The following is a 17,855-nucleotide window of genomic DNA, read 5'->3' as shown; positions in this document are numbered from 1 at the left end:
GGGCTTAGCCCTGCAGCGATTTCACCTCAACATCGCCTTCGGCCTGCGCCTTGATCGCCAGCGCGGCGGCATAGCTTGCTGCGGCTGTGGTGTAATAGGGGATCTTGTCATACAGCGCGATCGACCGGATTGATCGGCTGTCTTCCACCGCCTGTGCGCCTTCGGTCGAGTTCATGACCAGCTGCACGCCGCCGTCCTTCATCAGGTCGGTCACATCCGGGCGGCCTTCGTACACTTTGTTGACCACGCCGCACGGCACACTTTCTTCAGTCAGCCAGGCTTGTGTGCCGCGGGTCGCAACAAGCTCAAAGCCTTGCTCAACCAGAACACGCGCTGCTTCGAGCATATCCGGCCCTTTGTCAGCATCCTTGATCGAGATAAACGCACGACCTGCGCTGGGCAGCACCATACCGGCCCCCATTTGTGCTTTCAGGAAAGCGCGCGGGAAGTCGCGATCCCAGCCCATGACCTCTCCGGTCGAACGCATTTCAGGGCCCAGGATGGTGTCAACGCCGGGGAAGCGGGCGAAAGGCAAAACGGCTTCTTTCACCGAGAACCACGGCATGTTCGGGTCGGCCAGCGTCATCTGGTCGGCGATTTTGGTGTCATCGACCGTTTTGTACGGAGGGCGTTTCGGGAAGTTCGCCAGTTTCTCACCGGCCATTACACGCGCAGCGATAGAGGCAATGGCGCTGTCAGTGGCTTTAGCCACAAAAGGCACGGTGCGGCTGGCACGAGGGTTGACCTCAATCAGGTAAATCTCGTCATCCTTGATGGCGAACTGCACGTTCATCAGGCCGACGACATTCAGCGCCTTGGCCAGCTTGAACGCCTGATCCTTAATCTGTTCGATGATCTCTTTCGACAGCGAATAAGGCGGCAGCGAACAGGCCGAGTCGCCCGAGTGCACGCCGGCCTCTTCGATGTGCTGCATGATGCCTGCAACATGCACGTCGTTACCGTCGCACAGCGCGTCCACGTCCAGTTCGACCGCACCGGCCAGATAGCTGTCCAGAAGAACCGGGCTGTCGCCCGAGACCACCACGGCCTCGTTGATGTAGCGCCGCAATTGATCCATGTCGCGCACGATTTCCATCGCGCGGCCGCCCAGAACATAGGAGGGGCGGATGACCAGCGGGAAGCCGATTTCTTCGGCAATCTCCAGCGCCTTTTCGTCGGTCGAGGCGATGCCGTTCTTGGGCTGCTTCAGGCGCAGTTCATTGACCAGCGCCTGGAAACGCTCACGATCTTCGGCGAGGTCGATCGCGTCGGGCGTGGTACCGAGGATCGGGATACCTTCAGCCTCCAACGCATTGGCCAGTTTCAGCGGGGTCTGCCCGCCAAACTGAACGATCACTCCATGCAGCGTGCCGGCTTCCTGTTCCTTCGTAAGGATTTCCATGACGTGTTCGAAGGTCAGCGGCTCGAAATACAAACGGTCCGAGGTGTCATAGTCGGTCGAGACCGTCTCGGGGTTGCAGTTGACCATGATCGTTTCATAGCCCGCCTCGGTCAGCGCGAAACAGGCGTGACAGCAGCAGTAGTCGAATTCGATGCCTTGACCGATCCGGTTCGGGCCACCGCCCAGGATGACGACCTTTTTGCGGTCGCTTGGACGCGCCTCGCATTCGACCTCACCCATCATCGGGGCTTCGTAGGTCGAGTACATATAGGGGGTCTGCGCCTCGAACTCAGCCGCACAGGTGTCGATGCGTTTGAAGACGGCGTTCACACCCAGATTGCGGCGGGCGCGGCGGACGTTGTCTTCGTCACGGCCGGTCAGATTGCCCAGACGCGCGTCGGTGAAGCCCAGCATTTTCAGTTTGCGGATACCGTCTTCGGTTACCGGCAAGCCGTCTTTACGCACGGTGCGCTCGGCCTCGATAATCTCGCGGATGCGGGACAGAAACCATGGGTCGAACTTGGTGACGCCGAAAATCTCATCGTCGGTCAGACCGTGACGCATAGCCTGCGCGATTGTGCGCAGACGATCGGGGGTCTGCTGGCTGATCGCCTTGATCACGGCGGCCTTGTCGTCGGCTCCTTCCCAGACTCCGACGTTCAGACCGGGGATTTCGATCTCATCAAAGCCTGTCAGACCCGACTCCATCGAGGCCAGAGCCTTTTGCATCGATTCGTGAATGGTGCGGCCGATGGACATGGCCTCACCCACCGACTTCATCGCGGTGGTCAGGTAGGGTTCGGAACCGGGGAATTTCTCAAAGGCAAATTTCGGGATCTTGGTGACAACATAGTCGATGGTCGGCTCGAACGAGGCCGGGGTGACCTTGGTGATGTCATTGTCTAGCTCGTCCAGCGTGTACCCAACGGCCAGTTTTGCGGCGATCTTGGCAATCGGGAAACCGGTCGCCTTCGAGGCCAGCGCAGAAGAGCGCGATACACGCGGATTCATCTCGATCACGACCATGCGGCCATCAACCGGGTTGATCGCCCATTGCACGTTCGAGCCGCCGGTTTCGACGCCGATTTCGCGCAGCACGGCAATCGAGTGATTGCGCATGATCTGGTATTCTTTGTCGGTCAGCGTCAGGGCAGGGGCCACAGTGATCGAGTCACCGGTATGCACGCCCATCGGGTCGACGTTTTCGATGGAACACACGATGATGGCGTTGTCAGCGGTGTCGCGCACCACCTCCATCTCGTATTCTTTCCACCCCAGAAGACTTTCATCGATCAGGATCTGACCGACGGGGGACGCATCCATACCCGAGCGGCAAATATGGATATAATCCTCGCGGTTATATGCGACACCGCCGCCGGTGCCGCCCAGCGTAAAGGCGGGGCGGATGATGGCGGGCAGACCAACTGTTTCGAGGGTTTCAAGCGCCAGTGCCACACCGGCGTCGAGATCTTTCTTGCCGTTCTCATCCTTGGGGGCCGTCACGATCTCGGCCTTGGGGTTTTCGATGCCCAACCTATCCATCGCCTCGCGGAACAGGGCGCGGTCTTCGGCCATTTCGATCGCGTCGCGCTTGGCGCCGATCATCTCGACGTTGAACTTATCCAGCACGCCCATCTCTTCCAGCGCCAGCGAGGTGTTCAGGCCGGTCTGTCCGCCCATAGTGGGCAGAAGGGCATCGGGGCGTTCTTTTTCGATGATCTTGGCGACAACCTCGGGCGTGATCGGCTCGATATAGGTCGCATCGGCTAGCCCCGGGTCGGTCATGATCGTTGCAGGGTTCGAGTTCACCAGAATGACCCGATAGCCTTCCTCGCGCAGCGCCTTACACGCCTGAGCGCCGGAATAGTCGAACTCGCAGGCCTGACCGATAACAATGGGGCCTGCCCCGATGATCATGATCGACTGGATGTCGGTTCTTCTCGGCATGGCTTGGCCCCTTCAATTGTCCGCGAGTCAGGGCACCGCCCCAGCGCCCAAATTGTCCTGCGTTATAGGGACCGCGCGAAAAGGTGCAAGAGGTATCGGAAACGGGTTTGAAATTGCCGCTTTCCCCTCTTTCCCTTGGCGCGCTATTCTCTATACCGCGCAGCACGGCAAATGAGGATGCAATTGCGTATTCGTTTCGATCAAGGACCTGCCGGTCGCGGAACCCGGTTTGAGCGTCCGTTCCGGATTATCCGCGCGGATAACGCGGCAGAGGTGCCCCAGGCTCTGGCGGCGCTGGATCAGGCGCGCGCGGATGGGGCCTGGCTGGCAGGATACGCAAGTTATGAACTGGGCTACGTGCTGGAACCCCGTCTGGCAGACCGGCTGCCAGAAGGACGACGCCTGCCACTACTGTGTTTCGGTGTGTTTGACGCACCGGATCGCGTTGGACTGCCAAAGGCGTCGGGCAGTGTCACTGCGTTTCAGCCCCGCTGGGACGAGGCGCGATATACGCAGGCCTTTCGTACAGTGCATGAGGCGATTGGTGCGGGTGACATTTATCAGGCAAATCTGACCTTCCCAATTGATCTCGATGTAACCGGAGACAGCGTCGCGCTTTATGCGGCGCTTGCGGCTGGTCAACCCGTCGGCCACGGCGCCTTGGTTGAGCAGGAGGGGCTGCCTGATCTGCTGAGCCGCTCGCCCGAACTGTTTTTCCGAACCGACGCCGAGGGCCGGATCGAAACGCGCCCGATGAAGGGAACTCAACCGCGCAGCGAGGACCCAGTCGAAGACGAGCGTCGACGCGCTTTCCTGTCTTCGGATGAAAAGAACCGGGCCGAAAATCTGATGATCGTCGATCTGCTGCGCAACGATATTAGCCGGGTCGCGCTGGCCGGATCGGTGAAAGTACCCGAGCTGTTCAAGGTTGAGACCTATGCGACTGTCCATCAGATGGTCTCGCTTGTGCAGGCGCAGTTACACCTTGGCGTAGGCCTTTCTGATGTTCTGACCGCCTTGTTCCCGTGCGGATCAATCACCGGAGCGCCAAAGATTCGCGCGATGGAGATCCTGTCCGAACTGGAACCTTGGCCTCGCGATGTTTACTGCGGAACCATCGGTTGGGCGGCCCCGGACGGTCGGTCGGAATTCAACGTGGCCATCCGGACCCTCATGGTTGAAGGCGGCAAGGCGACCCTTAACGTAGGCGGCGGGCTGGTCTGGGACAGCACCGCGCCATCGGAATATGAGGAGGCGCTATGGAAAGCCCGCTTCGCCCACCAACTGAGCCTGATTTCCGTCTGATCGAAACTTTGGCCTACAGGCCGGGGCAGGGGTTCGTCAGGCTTGATCGTCATTTGGCCCGCATGGCGCGCACAGCACAGAAGTTCGGCATTGATTTTGACCGAACCGCCGCTTGGACGATTTTGGATGCGAGTTTGGGTGAGATTGCATTGCGCTGCCGTTTGACCTTGGACGCGGATGGCAAATTTGAACTGACGTCCGGAGAATTGGCTGCCAATCCGTCGGTCTGGCGTGTGGATTTGGCCAAACAGAGACTATCATCATCGGATATCTGGCTGGGTTACAAAACGACCCGACGGGCCGTCTATGACATGGCGCGGGCGGGCTTGCCGCTAAGAGTTGATGAGCTTTTGTTTTTGAACGAACGGGATGAGCTTTGCGAGGGCACTATCACGAACCTGTTCCTGACCATGCCCGACGGCAGACGACTTACGCCCTCACTGCGATGCGGATTGCTTCCCGGGGTTTTGCGCGAGGAATTGTTGGATAATAAAGAAGTTACCGAATCCGTTCTGACCTTGACCGATCTAAAAAACGCGCAATCTATCCACTGTGGAAATTCCCTTCGGGGGCTGATCCGTGCGGAGCTTGTGGCACCTTGAGCAAAAATACCGAATGGGTGGAGACCCCTGTTACCAACTCACGCCTCAGGATTGAGTTTGTGCTCTTTTTTGTGGCGGTTCCCATAGCCATCGCGACATTGTTCCCGCCAAACTGGATGTTCCCCTCGCTTTTTGCGTTTACCGGACTGGGGATACTGCTGCTGCAGGATACGCCCGGTTTTTCCTGGGCGGAGCTTTGGTATGGCTGGCGAAACTGGTCGTGGACCGAAGTCTTTGCATTTACCCTGTTCATGGCTACCTTCTGTTCCGCCCTGGTGCTGTGGGCGCGACCGGATGCAGCCTTTGTTTTGCTGCTGCATCGGCCAGAGATGTTGATATTCATCTGTATCGGCTACCCGTTGCTGTCCGCTCTGCCACAAGAGCTGCTTTTCCGCTCTCTCTTTTTCCGACGCTATCACGCGATCCTACCTGAAGGGCGGGCCGCATACCTTTTGAACGCTGGCCTGTTTTCGCTTGCGCACCTCATGTACTGGAGCTGGGTCGTAGCCATCATGACTTTCTTCGGAGGCCTCCTGTTCACCTGGGCCTACCGCAAGCGCGGATCATTCTTTTATGCAGTTCTTCTGCACGCAATTGCTGGTAATATTATCTTTGCGGCAGGGCTGGGCGTCTATTTCTACTCGGGCAACGTGCAAAGGCCGTTTTGACGGCGCGACCCGCCTTGACTTTCCATGCCTGACGGGGTGTATCGGCGCGACGAATTCTGCGCCCGAAGGGATATGATCCATGCACGCCTATCGCAGCCAAACCTGCGCCGCTCTGACCGCCGCCAATGTCGGTGAAACCGTCCGCCTGTCCGGTTGGGTGCATCGTGTCCGAGATCACGGCGGCGTACTGTTCATCGACCTGCGCGACCATTTCGGTGTGACCCAGGTTTTGTGCGACGGCGATAGTGCGGCATTTGCTGAACTGGAAAAGGTACGGTCCGAGTGGTGCATCCGCATCGACGGCACTGTCAAAGCCCGCGACGCTGATCTCATTAACCCGAAATTGCCGACAGGCGAGATCGAGGTTTATGTGCGTGAGCTGGAGGTCCTTGGTGCTGCCGACGAATTGCCGTTGATGGTGTTCGGCGATCAGGAATACCCCGAGGAAACACGCCTGCGCTATCGCTACCTCGACCTAAGACGCGAGGCGATGCAGCAAAACATGACCCTTCGCTCGGACGTTGTCGCATCCATGCGCCGCCGGATGTGGGACCAGGGATTCCGTGAATATCAGACACCGATCATTACCGCATCGTCGCCCGAAGGCGCACGCGACTTTCTGGTCCCCTCGCGACTACATCCGGGCAAGTTCTACGCCCTACCGCAGGCCCCGCAGCAATTCAAACAGCTGATCATGGTGTCGGGCTTCGACAAGTATTTCCAGATTGCACCCTGCTTCCGCGATGAAGACCCGCGTGCAGACCGATCGCCCACCGATTTCTATCAACTCGACCTAGAGATGTCGTTCGTCGAGCAGCAGGATGTGTTCGACACCATCCAGCCCGTGCTGACCGGTGTGTTCGAAGAGTTCGGGGGCGGGCGCAAGGTCGATCAGGAGTGGCCGCAGATTTCCTACAAGGACTCAGCCCTGTGGTACGGCACCGACAAGCCTGACCTGCGGAACCCCATTAAGATGCAAGTGGTCTCTGACCACTTCCGGGGTTCTGGCTTCGCGATTTTCGCGAAGCTGTTGGAGCAGGAAGGCACCGAAATCCGCGCTATCCCAGCGCCGAGCGGTGGCAGCCGCAAATTCTGTGACCGTATGAACGCATTTGCCCAGAAAGAAGGTCTGCCCGGTATGGGTTACATTTTCTGGCGTGATCAGGGCGAGGGTATGGAGGCCGCAGGTCCACTGGCCAAGAACATCGGCCCCGAACGAACCGAGGCGATCCGTCAGCAATTGGGTCTGGGCGTCGGTGATGCCGCGTTCTTCCTGGGTGGTAAGCCAAAAGCCTTTGAGAAGGTGGCCGGTAAGGCCCGTGACGTGATCGGAGATGAACTGAATCTCACCGAGAAAGACCGCTTTGCCTTTGCCTGGATCGTCGATTTCCCGATCTACGAGCAGGACGAAGAAACCGGTGCGATTGATTTCGAACACAACCCCTTCTCGATGCCGCAGGGCGGGATGAAAGCTTTGCAGGGCAACCCTCTGGACGTACGCGGGTACCAATATGATCTGGCCTGTAACGGCTACGAATTGGTTTCGGGTGCCATCCGGAACCACAAACCCGAGATCATGCTGAAAGCCTTTGAACTGGCGGGCTATGGTGAAGACGAAGTGAAGTCCCGCTTTGGCGCACTGTTCAATGCCTTCCACTACGGCGCCCCGCCGCACGGCGGCTGTGCCGCAGGTATCGACCGGATCGTGATGCTGCTGGCGGATGAGGCCAACATCCGCGAGGTCATGATGTTCCCGATGAACCAGCGCGCCGAAGACCTGATGATGGATGCGCCATCCGATCCGACCTCGGATCAGTTGATGGAACTGGGTCTCAGGATCATCCCGCAAGACTAAATCTAGCCGCCCGCCCTGAGCGGGCGGTTTACGTTTGGGGCAGTGCAATACAATCGGTGTATTCGCCGCGCCACGCAAATCGGAGTTGCGTGGTGGTCTCAAAACAGGCTCAACTCAATCCAGTGGATTTGCGGCATCCCGACGATTGCGGATGCTCTTGGCCGTCTGTCGTGTCAGGCGGTAGACCCAGATGCAAAGGATCGATGCGGTAATAAAGTAAGCGGTCAGCATCTCAGATCGCCTCTTGCCGTTCGAGCCGATCCTGAACCAGACCCGCAATCCGTGCAGCCTGGGCGGTGACCGGTGTCCCCTGCGCACGAGATTGGGCAAGGTCCCGGGCTGCTTCGGCAAGCACAGTATCTTCGGCGTCTCGCGCAACGCTTTGCAGGAATTGTACCGCATAATCCAACGTGCGCTGATCAGTGGGGCCGGTAAGCACGTCGGCGATATGGGCCATGTCGTCCCGATAGGCCAGCGGATCGGGCTGAACGATATTATCCCTGACGGAATCCAGACCTCCTGGGCGGCGATCTTCGGGCAGAAGTTCAAGTATGGAGGTCTGGAAATAAGCGACCGAGGTCAGGGGTTTGGCCAGAAACCCATCTGCACCTGCGCGTCTGGCGATAACCTGCATGCTGTCATCGCCAGACAGCCCGAGAATGACACCGATGCGGGGTACAGCGTGGGTCATTTCGGCTATCAGGTCAGCGCCGGACCCGTCAGGAAGACCCATATCGACGATCAGGACCGAGGGACGATAGATTTGCAGATGGCGCCGCGCTGATTTCAGACAATCCGCACGACGGATACGCGCACCGCTATGCAAGCACATCAATCGTATTGCATCGCACGCATAGCGGCTGTCTTCGACCACAAGGATTGTTTGGCCCAGCAGCGGTCGCATCTTGGTGGCCAGCGCTGGAGAGGCGAAAGGTCCCGAATCGTCCATGGCAGAACTCCTGTTTAGCAGATGCCTCACGCTAGGAACTTCTGGCTAATACAGGGTTAACGACGATTTGGCGCACTTGTCCTTTGGGTATACTGCCCCCATAACCGCTGCAACGCAGAAGGAAGGAGAGTCCCATGATTGGTCGCCTGAACCACGTAGCCATTGCTGTTCCCGACCTAGAGGCCGCATCGGCCCAGTATCGCAATGCGCTTGGCGCCAAAGTCGGCGCTCCACAGGATGAGCCGGATCATGGGGTCACCGTGGTCTTTATTGAACTACCCAACACCAAGATCGAATTGCTGTATCCGCTGGGTGAGAACAGCCCGATCAACGGATTTCTGGAAAAGAACCCATCAGGCGGCATCCACCATGTCTGCTATGAGGTCGAGGATATCATCGCGGCCCGCGATCATCTGAAAGAGACCGGTGCGCGCGTTCTGGGATCGGGTGAACCCAAGATCGGAGCGCATGGCAAACCGGTGTTGTTCCTGCACCCGAAGGATTTCAACGGATGCCTCGTTGAGCTGGAGCAGGTCTGAAGTCGATGACCATTACCGCCGCCTTGGTTCTTTTCGCTGTAATTTGGTTTCTGACCTTGCTGATTGTTCTGCCTGTGCGCATCAAAACGCAGGGGGATCTGGGGGATATTGTTCCGGGTACTCATGCGGGTGCGCCGGAAGTCCATCACATGAAGAAGAAGCTGTGGATTACCACCGGGATATCGGTGGTGCTGTGGGCGATCATTGCAGGCATCATTATCTCCGGCGTAATCAGCGTGCGCGATTTCGATTGGCTGAACCAACTGGAACCGCGCGAGTAGCTCAGGTTCGGCTACCCGACAGACCGTGATAAATATGCGTGAAGGTCGCCGCTCCTAGGATCGGGATCAACAGGTTGACCAATGGAACAGAGAGCGGGACCGCCATAAGAATACCGGCGACCCAAATGGTTGTCGCGTGCTTCGCGCGCAGCTTTCGCGCCCCCTCGCGCCCCAGTCGGCGCATCGCAGCCAGGGTGAAATATTCTCTCCCCAAAAGAAACCCGTTCATACCCCAAAAGATAAACAACGCGAATGGCGTGAAGAGTGCATAGAGGATCAATGCCAACAGGTTGGCAACGATCAGTACTCCCAGAAAACTGAGCGTATCCCGTAGCGCATCGCCAAAGGGGATGCGCTGAGCCGGCGGCAAACCGGGGTAATGCTTATCCTCAACCGCCTGTGCGACCTCATCCAGAAACATCGAGGTGATGGCTGACGCAACGGGGACCATCAGAAACACCGACAGCACCATCATCAGCAGGAATGATGACACGCTGAGCAGGTCGTTCAACCATGTCACCTCACCCAGTATTGGCAAGGTGGCCTGATCGCCGACCAGCGCGTTGATCAGCCACAAAAATCCGGCATAGGCAGCCACCAACAACGCGAATGTCAGGCCAACACCCAACAGAAGTACCTTGCGGAATCTTGGGTCGCCGATCTGTCCCAGCGCCTGTAGAAACGACTGGATGATGATCATTCGGAAACCCATTGGGTTAGTGCCTCCACATTGGGGCGCGGTCGTTCGGGAGGGGTCGTACCTTCGGTTGCGATATGGATAAAGCCTGCAATCTTCTCGTTTTCGGCCAAGCCAAGCCCCTGTTCGCAAAACTCGCGATCATGCGATTGCCAGCCGGACAACCAATTGGCCCCCCAACCTGCGGCCAGCGCTGCGTTCAGCAGAGCCAGACATACCGCACCCGCTGAATAGGTCTGTTCAATTGCCGGTATCTTGTCAGAAGGTTTCTGCACCTCAATAACAGCAACCGCCAAATGGCCCATTTCGAATTGGCTGCGCGCCTTGGCGATATCTTCGGGCGATTTTCCCAAGGCGAGACCACAAGTTTCTGTAAGATCTGCAAGGCGTTGCATGGCCCCATGCTCGACAACAACAAAACGCCAGGGTTCCAGCTTTCCATGGTCCGGGCTGCGCGCTGCAGCAGTCAGCAGCGGCCTCAGCTCTTCCCGGGTCGGGGCCGGGGATACGAGCGTTTTGGCCGGACGAGACCGGCGCGCGTGCAGAAAATCCAGCGCAGCTTGGTTCTTCAGGGTCATATGTTAACTTCCTTCACATGGCAGTCTGTATGTCGGAGGCATACTGTTCTCTTTCAAGGGCAAACTGCTCATCAAAAGGCGACAAATTCAATCTGAATTGCTGCTTGTGATCAGACGCAAGATCCAAAAGGAACCACTAGTCTTTGGTGCTCTCGGACTCACGTATCTGATAAACGCCCTCGGGCAAATCCAGCGCAGCGGCCAGATCGCGTACCTGCTCTGGTGACAGGGTAATCTTCTGAATCTGATCGGTCCGCGGGTCCAACTGCTCGAGCGTGACGCATTCAGCGAAGTTGTTGATGACGACATCCTCTTGCAAAGGCTTTGCGCCTTCGTCCACCAGCGTAATCACCGTCGAGTCGAATTCGTGTTCAATTGAAAACATGTGTGCAGAGTGCAGGGCATAAGATCGCAATGCAACCCGTTGCAAGCTGTAATCGGCTGTGGCCCGGCCTTAAATGCCGCGCTATGCTTGTCTGCCGACAGAGTGACCGAAAGGAATGTGAATGCGCCGTCTTGCCCTGTTGCTGGTGATGCTGTTGGCGGCTTGCGATATGTCGCCTGTTATCGCGATCCCGGCCGATCAATGGCAGCCATCGTCATCCGAACAAAAGGACAGGGCGCGCGTATTCGAGCAGGTCAGCCGGGCTGTCGGAACGACCGCAAGCCGGGAATGCCGCCGCCAATCGAGGACTGCCAATTGTGATTTCGTGATTTTGGTTGATCTCTCGTCAAATGCCCCAGCGAACGCGTTTCAGACCTTGGACAAGGATGGGCGGCCGCTGGTCGTTTTTACACAGCCGATGATCGATGCAACGCAGAACGCGGACGAGATGGCCTTTGTCATGAGCCATGAGGCCGCCCACCATATTTTGGGTCACATCGCCCGGCAGGCGCAGAACGCCAAAGAGAGCGCGCGGATATTCGGTGAACTCGCGCGCAATCAGGGCGCGGACGATGCAGGTATTGAGCGCGCACAGGCGCTGGGCGCTGAGGTCGGGGTGCAGAACTACACGCGTGAGTTCGAATTGGAAGCGGATCGTCTGGGGACACAGATCACTTACTCGGCGGGGTATAACCCGCTGGCCGGGATGGCTTTCTTCCAACGCATTCCTGATCCGGGTGATCGTTTCCTTGCCACGCACCCTCCCAATGCCCAGCGGGTCGAAGTTGTGTTGCAAACGGCGCGGGAACTGGGATTACGGTAATGGTCAACTTAACCCGATTGGGTGTCGTTCTCAGTGATCGCGGGTCGAAATATGCTGTAACCGGCGCGGGGGTCACCAGTCGTGCTGATGTCGATGCGGTGCTGGCGGAACTGAAATCCGACAAGGCATATGCGAAGGCAACTCACAACACGTGGGCGGCCATCTTGCCAAACGGTGCGCTCAAGGCCGATGACGGAGAGTCTGGCGCGGCGATGGTCATATTGCGGATGATGGAGCGGGCGGAGCTGACGGATCACGTAATCATCGTGACACGCTGGTACGGTGGCAAGAAGCTGGGCGGGGACCGCTTTCGCCGCGTGCAGGACGCCACGCGGGCCTATCTGGACCAGCTGGCAACCGGGCATTGACCTGAGTCAAGGGCACTGTGCGGGGCATGCGTTACCCTTTCCATAGAGTGAATGGAAAAGGAAACCGCATGTCTGATCGTGAAACGCTGCGACGTCACGCCGACCTTGTAGATCGGATGGCCACGACGCTGGGCGTAGATTTGCAAGAAGTTGCCATCGAAGGGGCCTTACAGTTCGACGAAATCTCGGACGCGGTATTGCGGTGCACGGAATGCCCGAATCCGGGCCATTGCAAGGCGTTTCTGGCCAAGAACCTGACAGCGCCCGACACACCTGAATACTGCCGCAATCACGAGTTGCTGAACAGGCTCAAGCCGTAACGCCAAAAGGGGGGTACCGTGCCACGACTTGGACGGATCATGACCCATTTTCGCCTTGTATTGCGAATGGCACAGGCGACGGGAGCCGACCTTGCCACCGCACATCGCGACGGGCACCTGAGCCAACAGGAATGGGCAGATATGGTTCAGCTCTGCCGCGGGTGCGAATGGGCGCGGGCATGCCCAGACTGGTTGAACGAGAACGAAACGGCGGAAAGCGCGCCCTGCACCTGCCCAAACCGGCACAGGTTCGCCACCTTGAGGGTCAGCAAGCAAAGGTGATCAAATGGATCGAACATCACTGGGCGAGATCGAAAAACACTTTTGGCTGACACGCTCGGTCGCGCGATCCTTAGGGATTTCTCTGACCGAAGCAATGGCCGAAGGGAAACTGACACCTGCCGACTACGCTCAGATGGTGACCCGATGCCGGGGCGCAATATGCGACGAACGTTGTCAGATATGGCTTGCCGCACAACAAGGAATGGCTGAGAAAGCACCTGATTTTTGTGTCAATGCTCAGGTTTTGAACGACTTGACCTGACTTTCAGAGCTTATTGTGCGTTCCGTCGCACAACGGAGGATTGGCGCAGTGCTTACAGCCACAAAAAAACACCTTTTTGCTGGCCTCAGCCGTATATTTTACGGGTTCGAACGACGTATCTTTGTGCGAACCGTCGCAAAATGGTTGCCGCTTGGACTTGCCACAGGCGCACCAGAAATAGGTTTTTCCTTCGGTCACTTCGACCGGATAGGGCGATTTCTGGGCGATGATCGGGGCGTCTGACATGTGGCTACTCCGTCTTTGGCTGATGTCGAAGTCAAAGTTTAGGGCTCTTTGTCAAAAAAGGTAGACTGCGAATGAAAACCCGCCTTCCAGCGTGGTTTCGCCTTTATTCACGAATGCGTTATCGATTCGGTTGCCATATGAAATTCTTGGTCCTATTCTGATACCGGCCCCGAAAAACTGGGCAATATCAGAAAAGTAATAGAGGATTGATGGACATGAAACTGAAATTTGCTGCTATCTGCGCCACGGCCGTTGTATTGACTGCGTGCTCGCAGCAAGAGGAACCGACCCCGGTTTACATCCAGCCCGACTATGACAAGTTTGGTACACCCAGTTGCTCTGCAGGCTATGAACTGGCCACAACCGAAGCAGGCCAGACCGTATGTAACCCGGTCACCCAATAAGTATTAAGCAGGCGGTTCTGATCGCAGGGCCGCCTGCACACCTCTAAAAAGAACACCGCCCTCGAGGCGGTTTTTTCTTGCCTTTCTGCTGTGGGTCGCGGACGTCTTCTTGCAGGACGACTGATCGGAAACCCCATGCGCAAGTTCTTTGACCACCTAAAGGATCGTACCCGCTGGAGCTGGCAGGGCCTGGCTGCAACCTGGCGGCAAGAGTATTCGTTTCGTGGGTGGGTTTGGGCCAACCTGATTTCTGCTTTATTGGCGCTTGCACTCCCCCTAGGTACGGCAGAACGGGCGCTGATCCTTGCTCTGGGCATTCTGGTCTTGGTGGCCGAGCTATTTAATACGGCCATCGAGCGTGCCGTCGATCACACCTCGACCGAGCACCACGCGTTGGCGGGGCAAGCCAAGGATGCAGCAAGTGCAGCGGTGGCGTTGTCTGCAGTCGCTGCCGGAGTGGCGTGGATCGTGATTTTGATCGGCTTGCTCTAGGGACAGACGCCTTTCGTTACGCCGAGGGGTGCAAACGCCCCCACAAGTCGTATTCTCCGGCTTCATCTACCTCGACCGTGACGATATCCCCGGGTTTCAGGCCTTCGAAGCCTTCGTCGATAAACAAGTTACCATCGATTTCTGGAGCATCGGCCTTGGTGCGGCAGGTCGCGGCCTCTTCATCCACCTCGTCTACGATGACATCGAGTTTTTGGCCAACCTTTGCTGCCAGCTTGGCCTCAGAAATGGCCTGAGCTTTCTCCATGAAACGCTCCCATCGCTCTTGCTTGACCTCGGCCGGGACATGATCCGGCAGGTCGTTCGAGCGGGCGCCATCGACATTTTCGTACTGGAAACAGCCGACACGATCCAACTGCGCTTCGTCCATCCAGTCCAGGAGCGTCTGGAACTCTGCCTCGGTTTCGCCGGGGTAGCCGACGATGAACGTGGACCGCAAAGTGATATCCGGACAAATAGCGCGCCAGTTGGCAATCTCGTCCAGAGTTTTTGCCCCTGCGGCAGGGCGGGCCATGCGTTTCAGAACATCGGGATGCGCATGTTGGAATGGAATGTCGAGATACGGCAGCACATTGCTACCCGCATCTGCCATCAGCGGGATCAAATCGCGCACATGGGGGTAGGGATAGACGTAATGAAGCCTGACCCACGCATCGAATTGGCCGAGTTCCCGTGCCAGATCGGTGATATGGCTGCGCACCTCCCGATCTTTCCATGGGTTCACGTCATACTTACGATCCAGCCCATAGGCCGAGGTATCCTGTGAGATCACAAGCAGTTCGCGCACACCGCTGTCGACAAGTTTCTCAGCCTCGCGCAGCACTGCATGGGCCGGGCGGCTTGCGAGTTTACCGCGCATGTCGGGGATGATGCAAAACTTGCACTTATGATTACAGCCCTCGGAAATCTTGAGATAGCTATAGTGGCGCGGGGTAAGTTTGACGCCCGATGCGGGCAGCAGATCGACATAAGGGTTTGGGTCGGGTGGTACGGCTGCATGTACTGCGTCCAGCACCTGTTCGTACTGATGCGGTCCTGTAACCGCCAGAATGCGCGGATGGTGTTCCCGGATATAGTCAGGCTCAGCCCCCAAACAGCCGGTCACAATGACCTTGCCGTTTTCAACCAATGCCTCGCCAATTGCGTCCAGCGACTCGGCCTTGGCGCTGTCCAGAAACCCGCAGGTATTCACAATAACGGCATCAGCACCCGTGTAGTCCGGCGAAATACCGTACCCCTCGGCCCGCAACCGGGTCAGGATACGTTCGCTGTCAACCAGCGCTTTTGGACAACCCAGCGACACCATTCCAAGGGTCGGTTGGCCACGGCGGGGTGTCTCGGCGATCCGGGCCTCTGGGGCTAGATCGGGGCGAAGGTTCGGTGGGTTCGTGCTCATGGCCGGGCATATAGAGGGGAAAGCTTCCCCTTGCAAATCCCGCCCGCTCGGGGCTGACTTGAAACAGAGCAGAAAGGCCGGAAAGGCAGACCCATGAAGTGGCTCATTCGTTTTCTATTTCTCATCGTTGCAGCCTTCGGGCTGGTCATTGGTGCCTTGCTGCTGATGCCAGGCGAAAAACTGGCGACAATACTTGCTGAACAAGTCAAGGCGCAAACAGGCCGCGATCTCGCGTTGACCGGTGACGTCAAACTGTCATTTTGGCCGGTATTGGGGATGGAAACCGGCCCTGTGACATTTGGCAATGCGCCTTGGGCCGGGCCGGAACCGATGCTTAGCGCCCAAAGCCTCGCGGTTGGGGTCGATGCCTCGGCGTTATTGTCTGGGAATATCCGGATCAAACGGGTGTTGGCCGATAGCCCGGTTCTACGCCTTGAACGCGCCGATGGGCGCGGAAACTGGGAGCTGCATCAGCCAGGTAACTCCTCGCAAACGGGCGCTACGGCGCAAGCCGTTGAAAGCCGACCCATCACGCTCGAGCGGTTGGAACTGACCAATGCGCGCCTAATCTATCTTGAGAATGGCGCGGTTAGTATGGATTTTGCCGATGTCGATCTTTCGGCCCGCTGGCCTGACGTAACGGCCCCAATGGAAATGCAAGCCAGTATGTCCGTCCCCGGAGGCAGCGTCGCAGTGGACCTTACCATCCCCGACTTGCCCGCATTTTCCAGCGGCGCTGTCACGCCGTTGCAGCTGAGCCTAACCGCGCCTGGCGGAGATATTCAGTTCTCGGGCCGGGTGAATCTGGCCGGCGAAATGGATGGCAAGACGACGGTCACGGCCAAGGACACTCAAAAGATGCTGGCCGCGTTTGGTCAGGGAGGAGTCACCGTTCCGGAGGGACTAGGACAGGTCGCGAGCGTATCCGGGCAGATGACCTATACCCGGGACGGGCGGATTTCATTGCGCAACATGATCGCGGTTCTGGATCAAAACCGGCTTGAGGGCGAAGCTGACATCCAGATTTCAAATCCGCCCCAGATGACTGCGCGTCTGAACGCAGGCGATCTCGACTTATCGAAAGTAAGCGGAGGCAACGCTTCTAACGGCACCTCAGATACGGAAGGGTGGTCAAAAGCCCCAATTGATGCGTCGTTTCTGGCGCTGGCAAATGGCAAGATCCGTTTGCAAGCCACCTCGATTGCGGTTCCGGGTATGACCTTTGGGAAAAGTGATCTGACACTCAGCCTTGATCGGTCGCGGGCTGTATTGCAGATGCACCCGGCCTCGCTGTTCTCGGGGCAATTGAACGGCCAGGTGGTCGCCAATAATCGCAACGGTCTGTCGGTTGGTGGAAATCTGAAAGCCGCCAATATCGATATCAACGAAGCGCTCGAAACGCTGGGGGATATCAAACGGCTTTCGGGCACCGGTTCAGGCAATCTTGAATTTCTGGGCGTCGGACAGAGCGAAGATCAGATCATGCGATCGCTCAGCGGTAAAGGAGATATCGAGGTCGGGCGGGGCGTTATCTCGGGGCTGGATCTTGACCGCCTTATGGGGCGGGGAAAGGGATCGGGTGGTACGACCGTATTCAACAGCCTTACGGCCAGCTTTACGATGAAGAATGGCGACTTGACCAACAAGGACCTGTTGATGCAGCTGGATAATTTCCGGGCGGACGGTACGGGCCGCATTGGCTTAGGAGCTCGCGATATCGATTATCTGTTCACACCAGTCGCCCTGCGCGCCAACTCAGGGCAGGGGATATCGGTGCCTGTTCGGATCAAAGGCCCGTGGAGCGACCCGTCGATCAAGCCGGACCTTACCAAAGTCATAGAGGCAGCAGCCGAAGGCAAAGTTAAAGAACTGGAAGACGACGCAAAGAAGAAGGTTTTTGAAAAGGTTGGTAAAGAACTGGATACCACGGTGACGGATTCCGATCACATCGAAGACGCGCTGAAGAACAAGCTTGAGGATGAGGCCAAGAAAGGCCTGCTCAAGCTGTTTGGCGGGGATTGATCTAAACGCGATAA

General features: G+C 57.6%; 21 protein-coding genes. 14 read left to right on the top strand and 7 right to left on the bottom strand.

Features of this window, described 5'->3' with window-relative positions:
- Nucleotides 1-4: 4 nt before the first annotated feature.
- The gene (gene carB / locus ACR0EN_RS11445) at nt 5-3,349 is read right to left on the bottom strand and encodes a carbamoyl-phosphate synthase large subunit (protein WP_480586830.1); all 3,345 of its coding nucleotides are present in this window, start codon (nt 3,347-3,349) and stop codon (nt 5-7) included.
- Between the two features lie 177 nt (nt 3,350-3,526).
- Here carB and ACR0EN_RS11440 point away from each other — a divergent pair, with 177 nt between their 5' ends.
- From ACR0EN_RS11440 to aspS, 4 genes are all read left to right on the top strand, one after another.
- Nucleotides 3,527-4,654: an aminodeoxychorismate synthase component I gene (locus ACR0EN_RS11440; RefSeq protein WP_170818852.1), complete on the top strand. Its 1,128-nt coding sequence runs from the start codon at nt 3,527-3,529 to the stop codon at nt 4,652-4,654.
- Nucleotides 4,609-5,256 carry an aminotransferase class IV family protein gene (locus ACR0EN_RS11435; protein ID WP_170392351.1) on the top strand — a complete coding sequence of 216 codons (648 nt, stop codon included), beginning with the start codon at nt 4,609-4,611 and terminating at the stop codon, nt 5,254-5,256. Before ACR0EN_RS11440 ends, ACR0EN_RS11435 begins: the two co-directional genes overlap by 46 nt.
- A 59-nt stretch (nt 5,257-5,315) precedes the next feature.
- Complete coding sequence (locus ACR0EN_RS11430; RefSeq protein ID WP_480586827.1) at nt 5,316-5,924, top strand: CPBP family intramembrane glutamic endopeptidase; 609 nt, start codon at nt 5,316-5,318, stop codon at nt 5,922-5,924.
- A gap of 79 nt (nt 5,925-6,003) precedes the next feature.
- On the top strand, nt 6,004-7,779 hold the full coding sequence (aspS, locus tag ACR0EN_RS11425) for an aspartate--tRNA ligase (protein ID WP_170818820.1): 1,776 nt from the start codon (nt 6,004-6,006) through the stop codon (nt 7,777-7,779).
- 232 nt (nt 7,780-8,011) lie between these two features.
- Here aspS and ACR0EN_RS11420 read toward each other — a convergent pair whose 3' ends face one another.
- Nucleotides 8,012-8,728 (bottom strand): response regulator, encoded by a 717-nt coding sequence (locus tag ACR0EN_RS11420; protein WP_170401760.1) that lies wholly within the window; start codon nt 8,726-8,728, stop codon nt 8,012-8,014.
- 134 nt (nt 8,729-8,862) lie between these two features.
- On the opposite strand from ACR0EN_RS11420, the gene mce reads away from it, so the two are divergent.
- Together mce and ACR0EN_RS11410 are read left to right on the top strand one after the other, a co-directional pair.
- Complete coding sequence (mce, locus tag ACR0EN_RS11415; RefSeq protein ID WP_010441821.1) at nt 8,863-9,267, top strand: methylmalonyl-CoA epimerase; 405 nt, start codon at nt 8,863-8,865, stop codon at nt 9,265-9,267.
- A gap of 5 nt (nt 9,268-9,272) precedes the next feature.
- Nucleotides 9,273-9,548: a DUF1467 family protein gene (locus tag ACR0EN_RS11410; RefSeq protein WP_170392343.1), complete on the top strand. Its 276-nt coding sequence runs from the start codon at nt 9,273-9,275 to the stop codon at nt 9,546-9,548.
- A 1-nt stretch (nt 9,549) separates the two neighbouring features.
- On the opposite strand, the gene ACR0EN_RS11405 is transcribed toward ACR0EN_RS11410, so the two are convergent.
- From ACR0EN_RS11405 to ACR0EN_RS11395, 3 genes are all read right to left on the bottom strand, one after another.
- Complete coding sequence (locus ACR0EN_RS11405; protein ID WP_170401754.1) at nt 9,550-10,248, bottom strand: EI24 domain-containing protein; 699 nt, start codon at nt 10,246-10,248, stop codon at nt 9,550-9,552.
- Nucleotides 10,245-10,823 carry a nitroreductase family protein gene (locus ACR0EN_RS11400; RefSeq protein WP_170625211.1) on the bottom strand — a complete coding sequence of 193 codons (579 nt, stop codon included), beginning with the start codon at nt 10,821-10,823 and terminating at the stop codon, nt 10,245-10,247. Before ACR0EN_RS11400 ends, ACR0EN_RS11405 begins: the two co-directional genes overlap by 4 nt.
- Before the next feature lie 136 nt (nt 10,824-10,959).
- Complete coding sequence (locus ACR0EN_RS11395) at nt 10,960-11,208, bottom strand: hypothetical protein (RefSeq protein WP_170392337.1); 249 nt, start codon at nt 11,206-11,208, stop codon at nt 10,960-10,962.
- A 121-nt stretch (nt 11,209-11,329) separates the two neighbouring features.
- Between ACR0EN_RS11395 and ACR0EN_RS11390 the strand changes: the two genes are divergently transcribed.
- The 5 genes from ACR0EN_RS11390 to ACR0EN_RS11370 all read left to right on the top strand — a co-directional run bounded on the left by ACR0EN_RS11390 (nt 11,330) and on the right by ACR0EN_RS11370 (nt 13,263).
- Nucleotides 11,330-12,031: a M48 family metallopeptidase gene (locus ACR0EN_RS11390; protein WP_480586824.1), complete on the top strand. Its 702-nt coding sequence runs from the start codon at nt 11,330-11,332 to the stop codon at nt 12,029-12,031.
- Nucleotides 12,031-12,399, top strand: coding sequence for a YigZ family protein (locus ACR0EN_RS11385; RefSeq protein ID WP_170392333.1), 369 nt, complete (start codon nt 12,031-12,033; stop codon nt 12,397-12,399). Before ACR0EN_RS11390 ends, ACR0EN_RS11385 begins: the two co-directional genes overlap by 1 nt.
- Nucleotides 12,400-12,467: 68 nt before the next feature.
- Nucleotides 12,468-12,719 (top strand): DUF6455 family protein, encoded by a 252-nt coding sequence (locus ACR0EN_RS11380; protein ID WP_170420623.1) that lies wholly within the window; start codon nt 12,468-12,470, stop codon nt 12,717-12,719.
- Between the two features lie 18 nt (nt 12,720-12,737).
- Complete coding sequence (locus ACR0EN_RS11375; protein ID WP_480586821.1) at nt 12,738-13,001, top strand: DUF6455 family protein; 264 nt, start codon at nt 12,738-12,740, stop codon at nt 12,999-13,001.
- A 4-nt stretch (nt 13,002-13,005) separates the two neighbouring features.
- A complete protein-coding gene (locus ACR0EN_RS11370) occupies nt 13,006-13,263 on the top strand; it encodes a DUF6455 family protein (protein WP_480586818.1) in 258 nt (85 codons plus the stop codon).
- A 3-nt stretch (nt 13,264-13,266) separates the two neighbouring features.
- Here the strand turns inward: ACR0EN_RS11370 and ACR0EN_RS11365 are convergent, their stop codons facing one another.
- A complete protein-coding gene (locus ACR0EN_RS11365; protein WP_010441831.1) occupies nt 13,267-13,509 on the bottom strand; it encodes a CDGSH iron-sulfur domain-containing protein in 243 nt (80 codons plus the stop codon).
- Between the two features lie 215 nt (nt 13,510-13,724).
- Between ACR0EN_RS11365 and ACR0EN_RS11360 the strand changes: the two genes are divergently transcribed.
- Complete coding sequence (locus ACR0EN_RS11360; protein ID WP_255611743.1) at nt 13,725-13,913, top strand: hypothetical protein; 189 nt, start codon at nt 13,725-13,727, stop codon at nt 13,911-13,913.
- A 135-nt stretch (nt 13,914-14,048) separates the two neighbouring features.
- Nucleotides 14,049-14,405, top strand: a complete 357-nt coding sequence (locus ACR0EN_RS11355) for a diacylglycerol kinase (protein ID WP_170401735.1) — start codon at nt 14,049-14,051, stop codon at nt 14,403-14,405.
- Between the two features lie 16 nt (nt 14,406-14,421).
- On the opposite strand, the gene rimO is transcribed toward ACR0EN_RS11355, so the two are convergent.
- A complete protein-coding gene (gene rimO, locus ACR0EN_RS11350; protein ID WP_170564063.1) occupies nt 14,422-15,819 on the bottom strand; it encodes a 30S ribosomal protein S12 methylthiotransferase RimO in 1,398 nt (465 codons plus the stop codon).
- A 93-nt stretch (nt 15,820-15,912) separates the two neighbouring features.
- Here rimO and ACR0EN_RS11345 point away from each other — a divergent pair, with 93 nt between their 5' ends.
- The gene (locus tag ACR0EN_RS11345; RefSeq protein WP_480586815.1) at nt 15,913-17,841 is read left to right on the top strand and encodes an AsmA family protein; all 1,929 of its coding nucleotides are present in this window, start codon (nt 15,913-15,915) and stop codon (nt 17,839-17,841) included.
- The last annotated feature ends 14 nt before the right edge of the window (nt 17,842-17,855 follow it).

Source organism: Ruegeria sp. AB7, from assembly GCF_056542625.1.
This window is presented reverse-complemented; position numbering and strand designations above follow the sequence as displayed.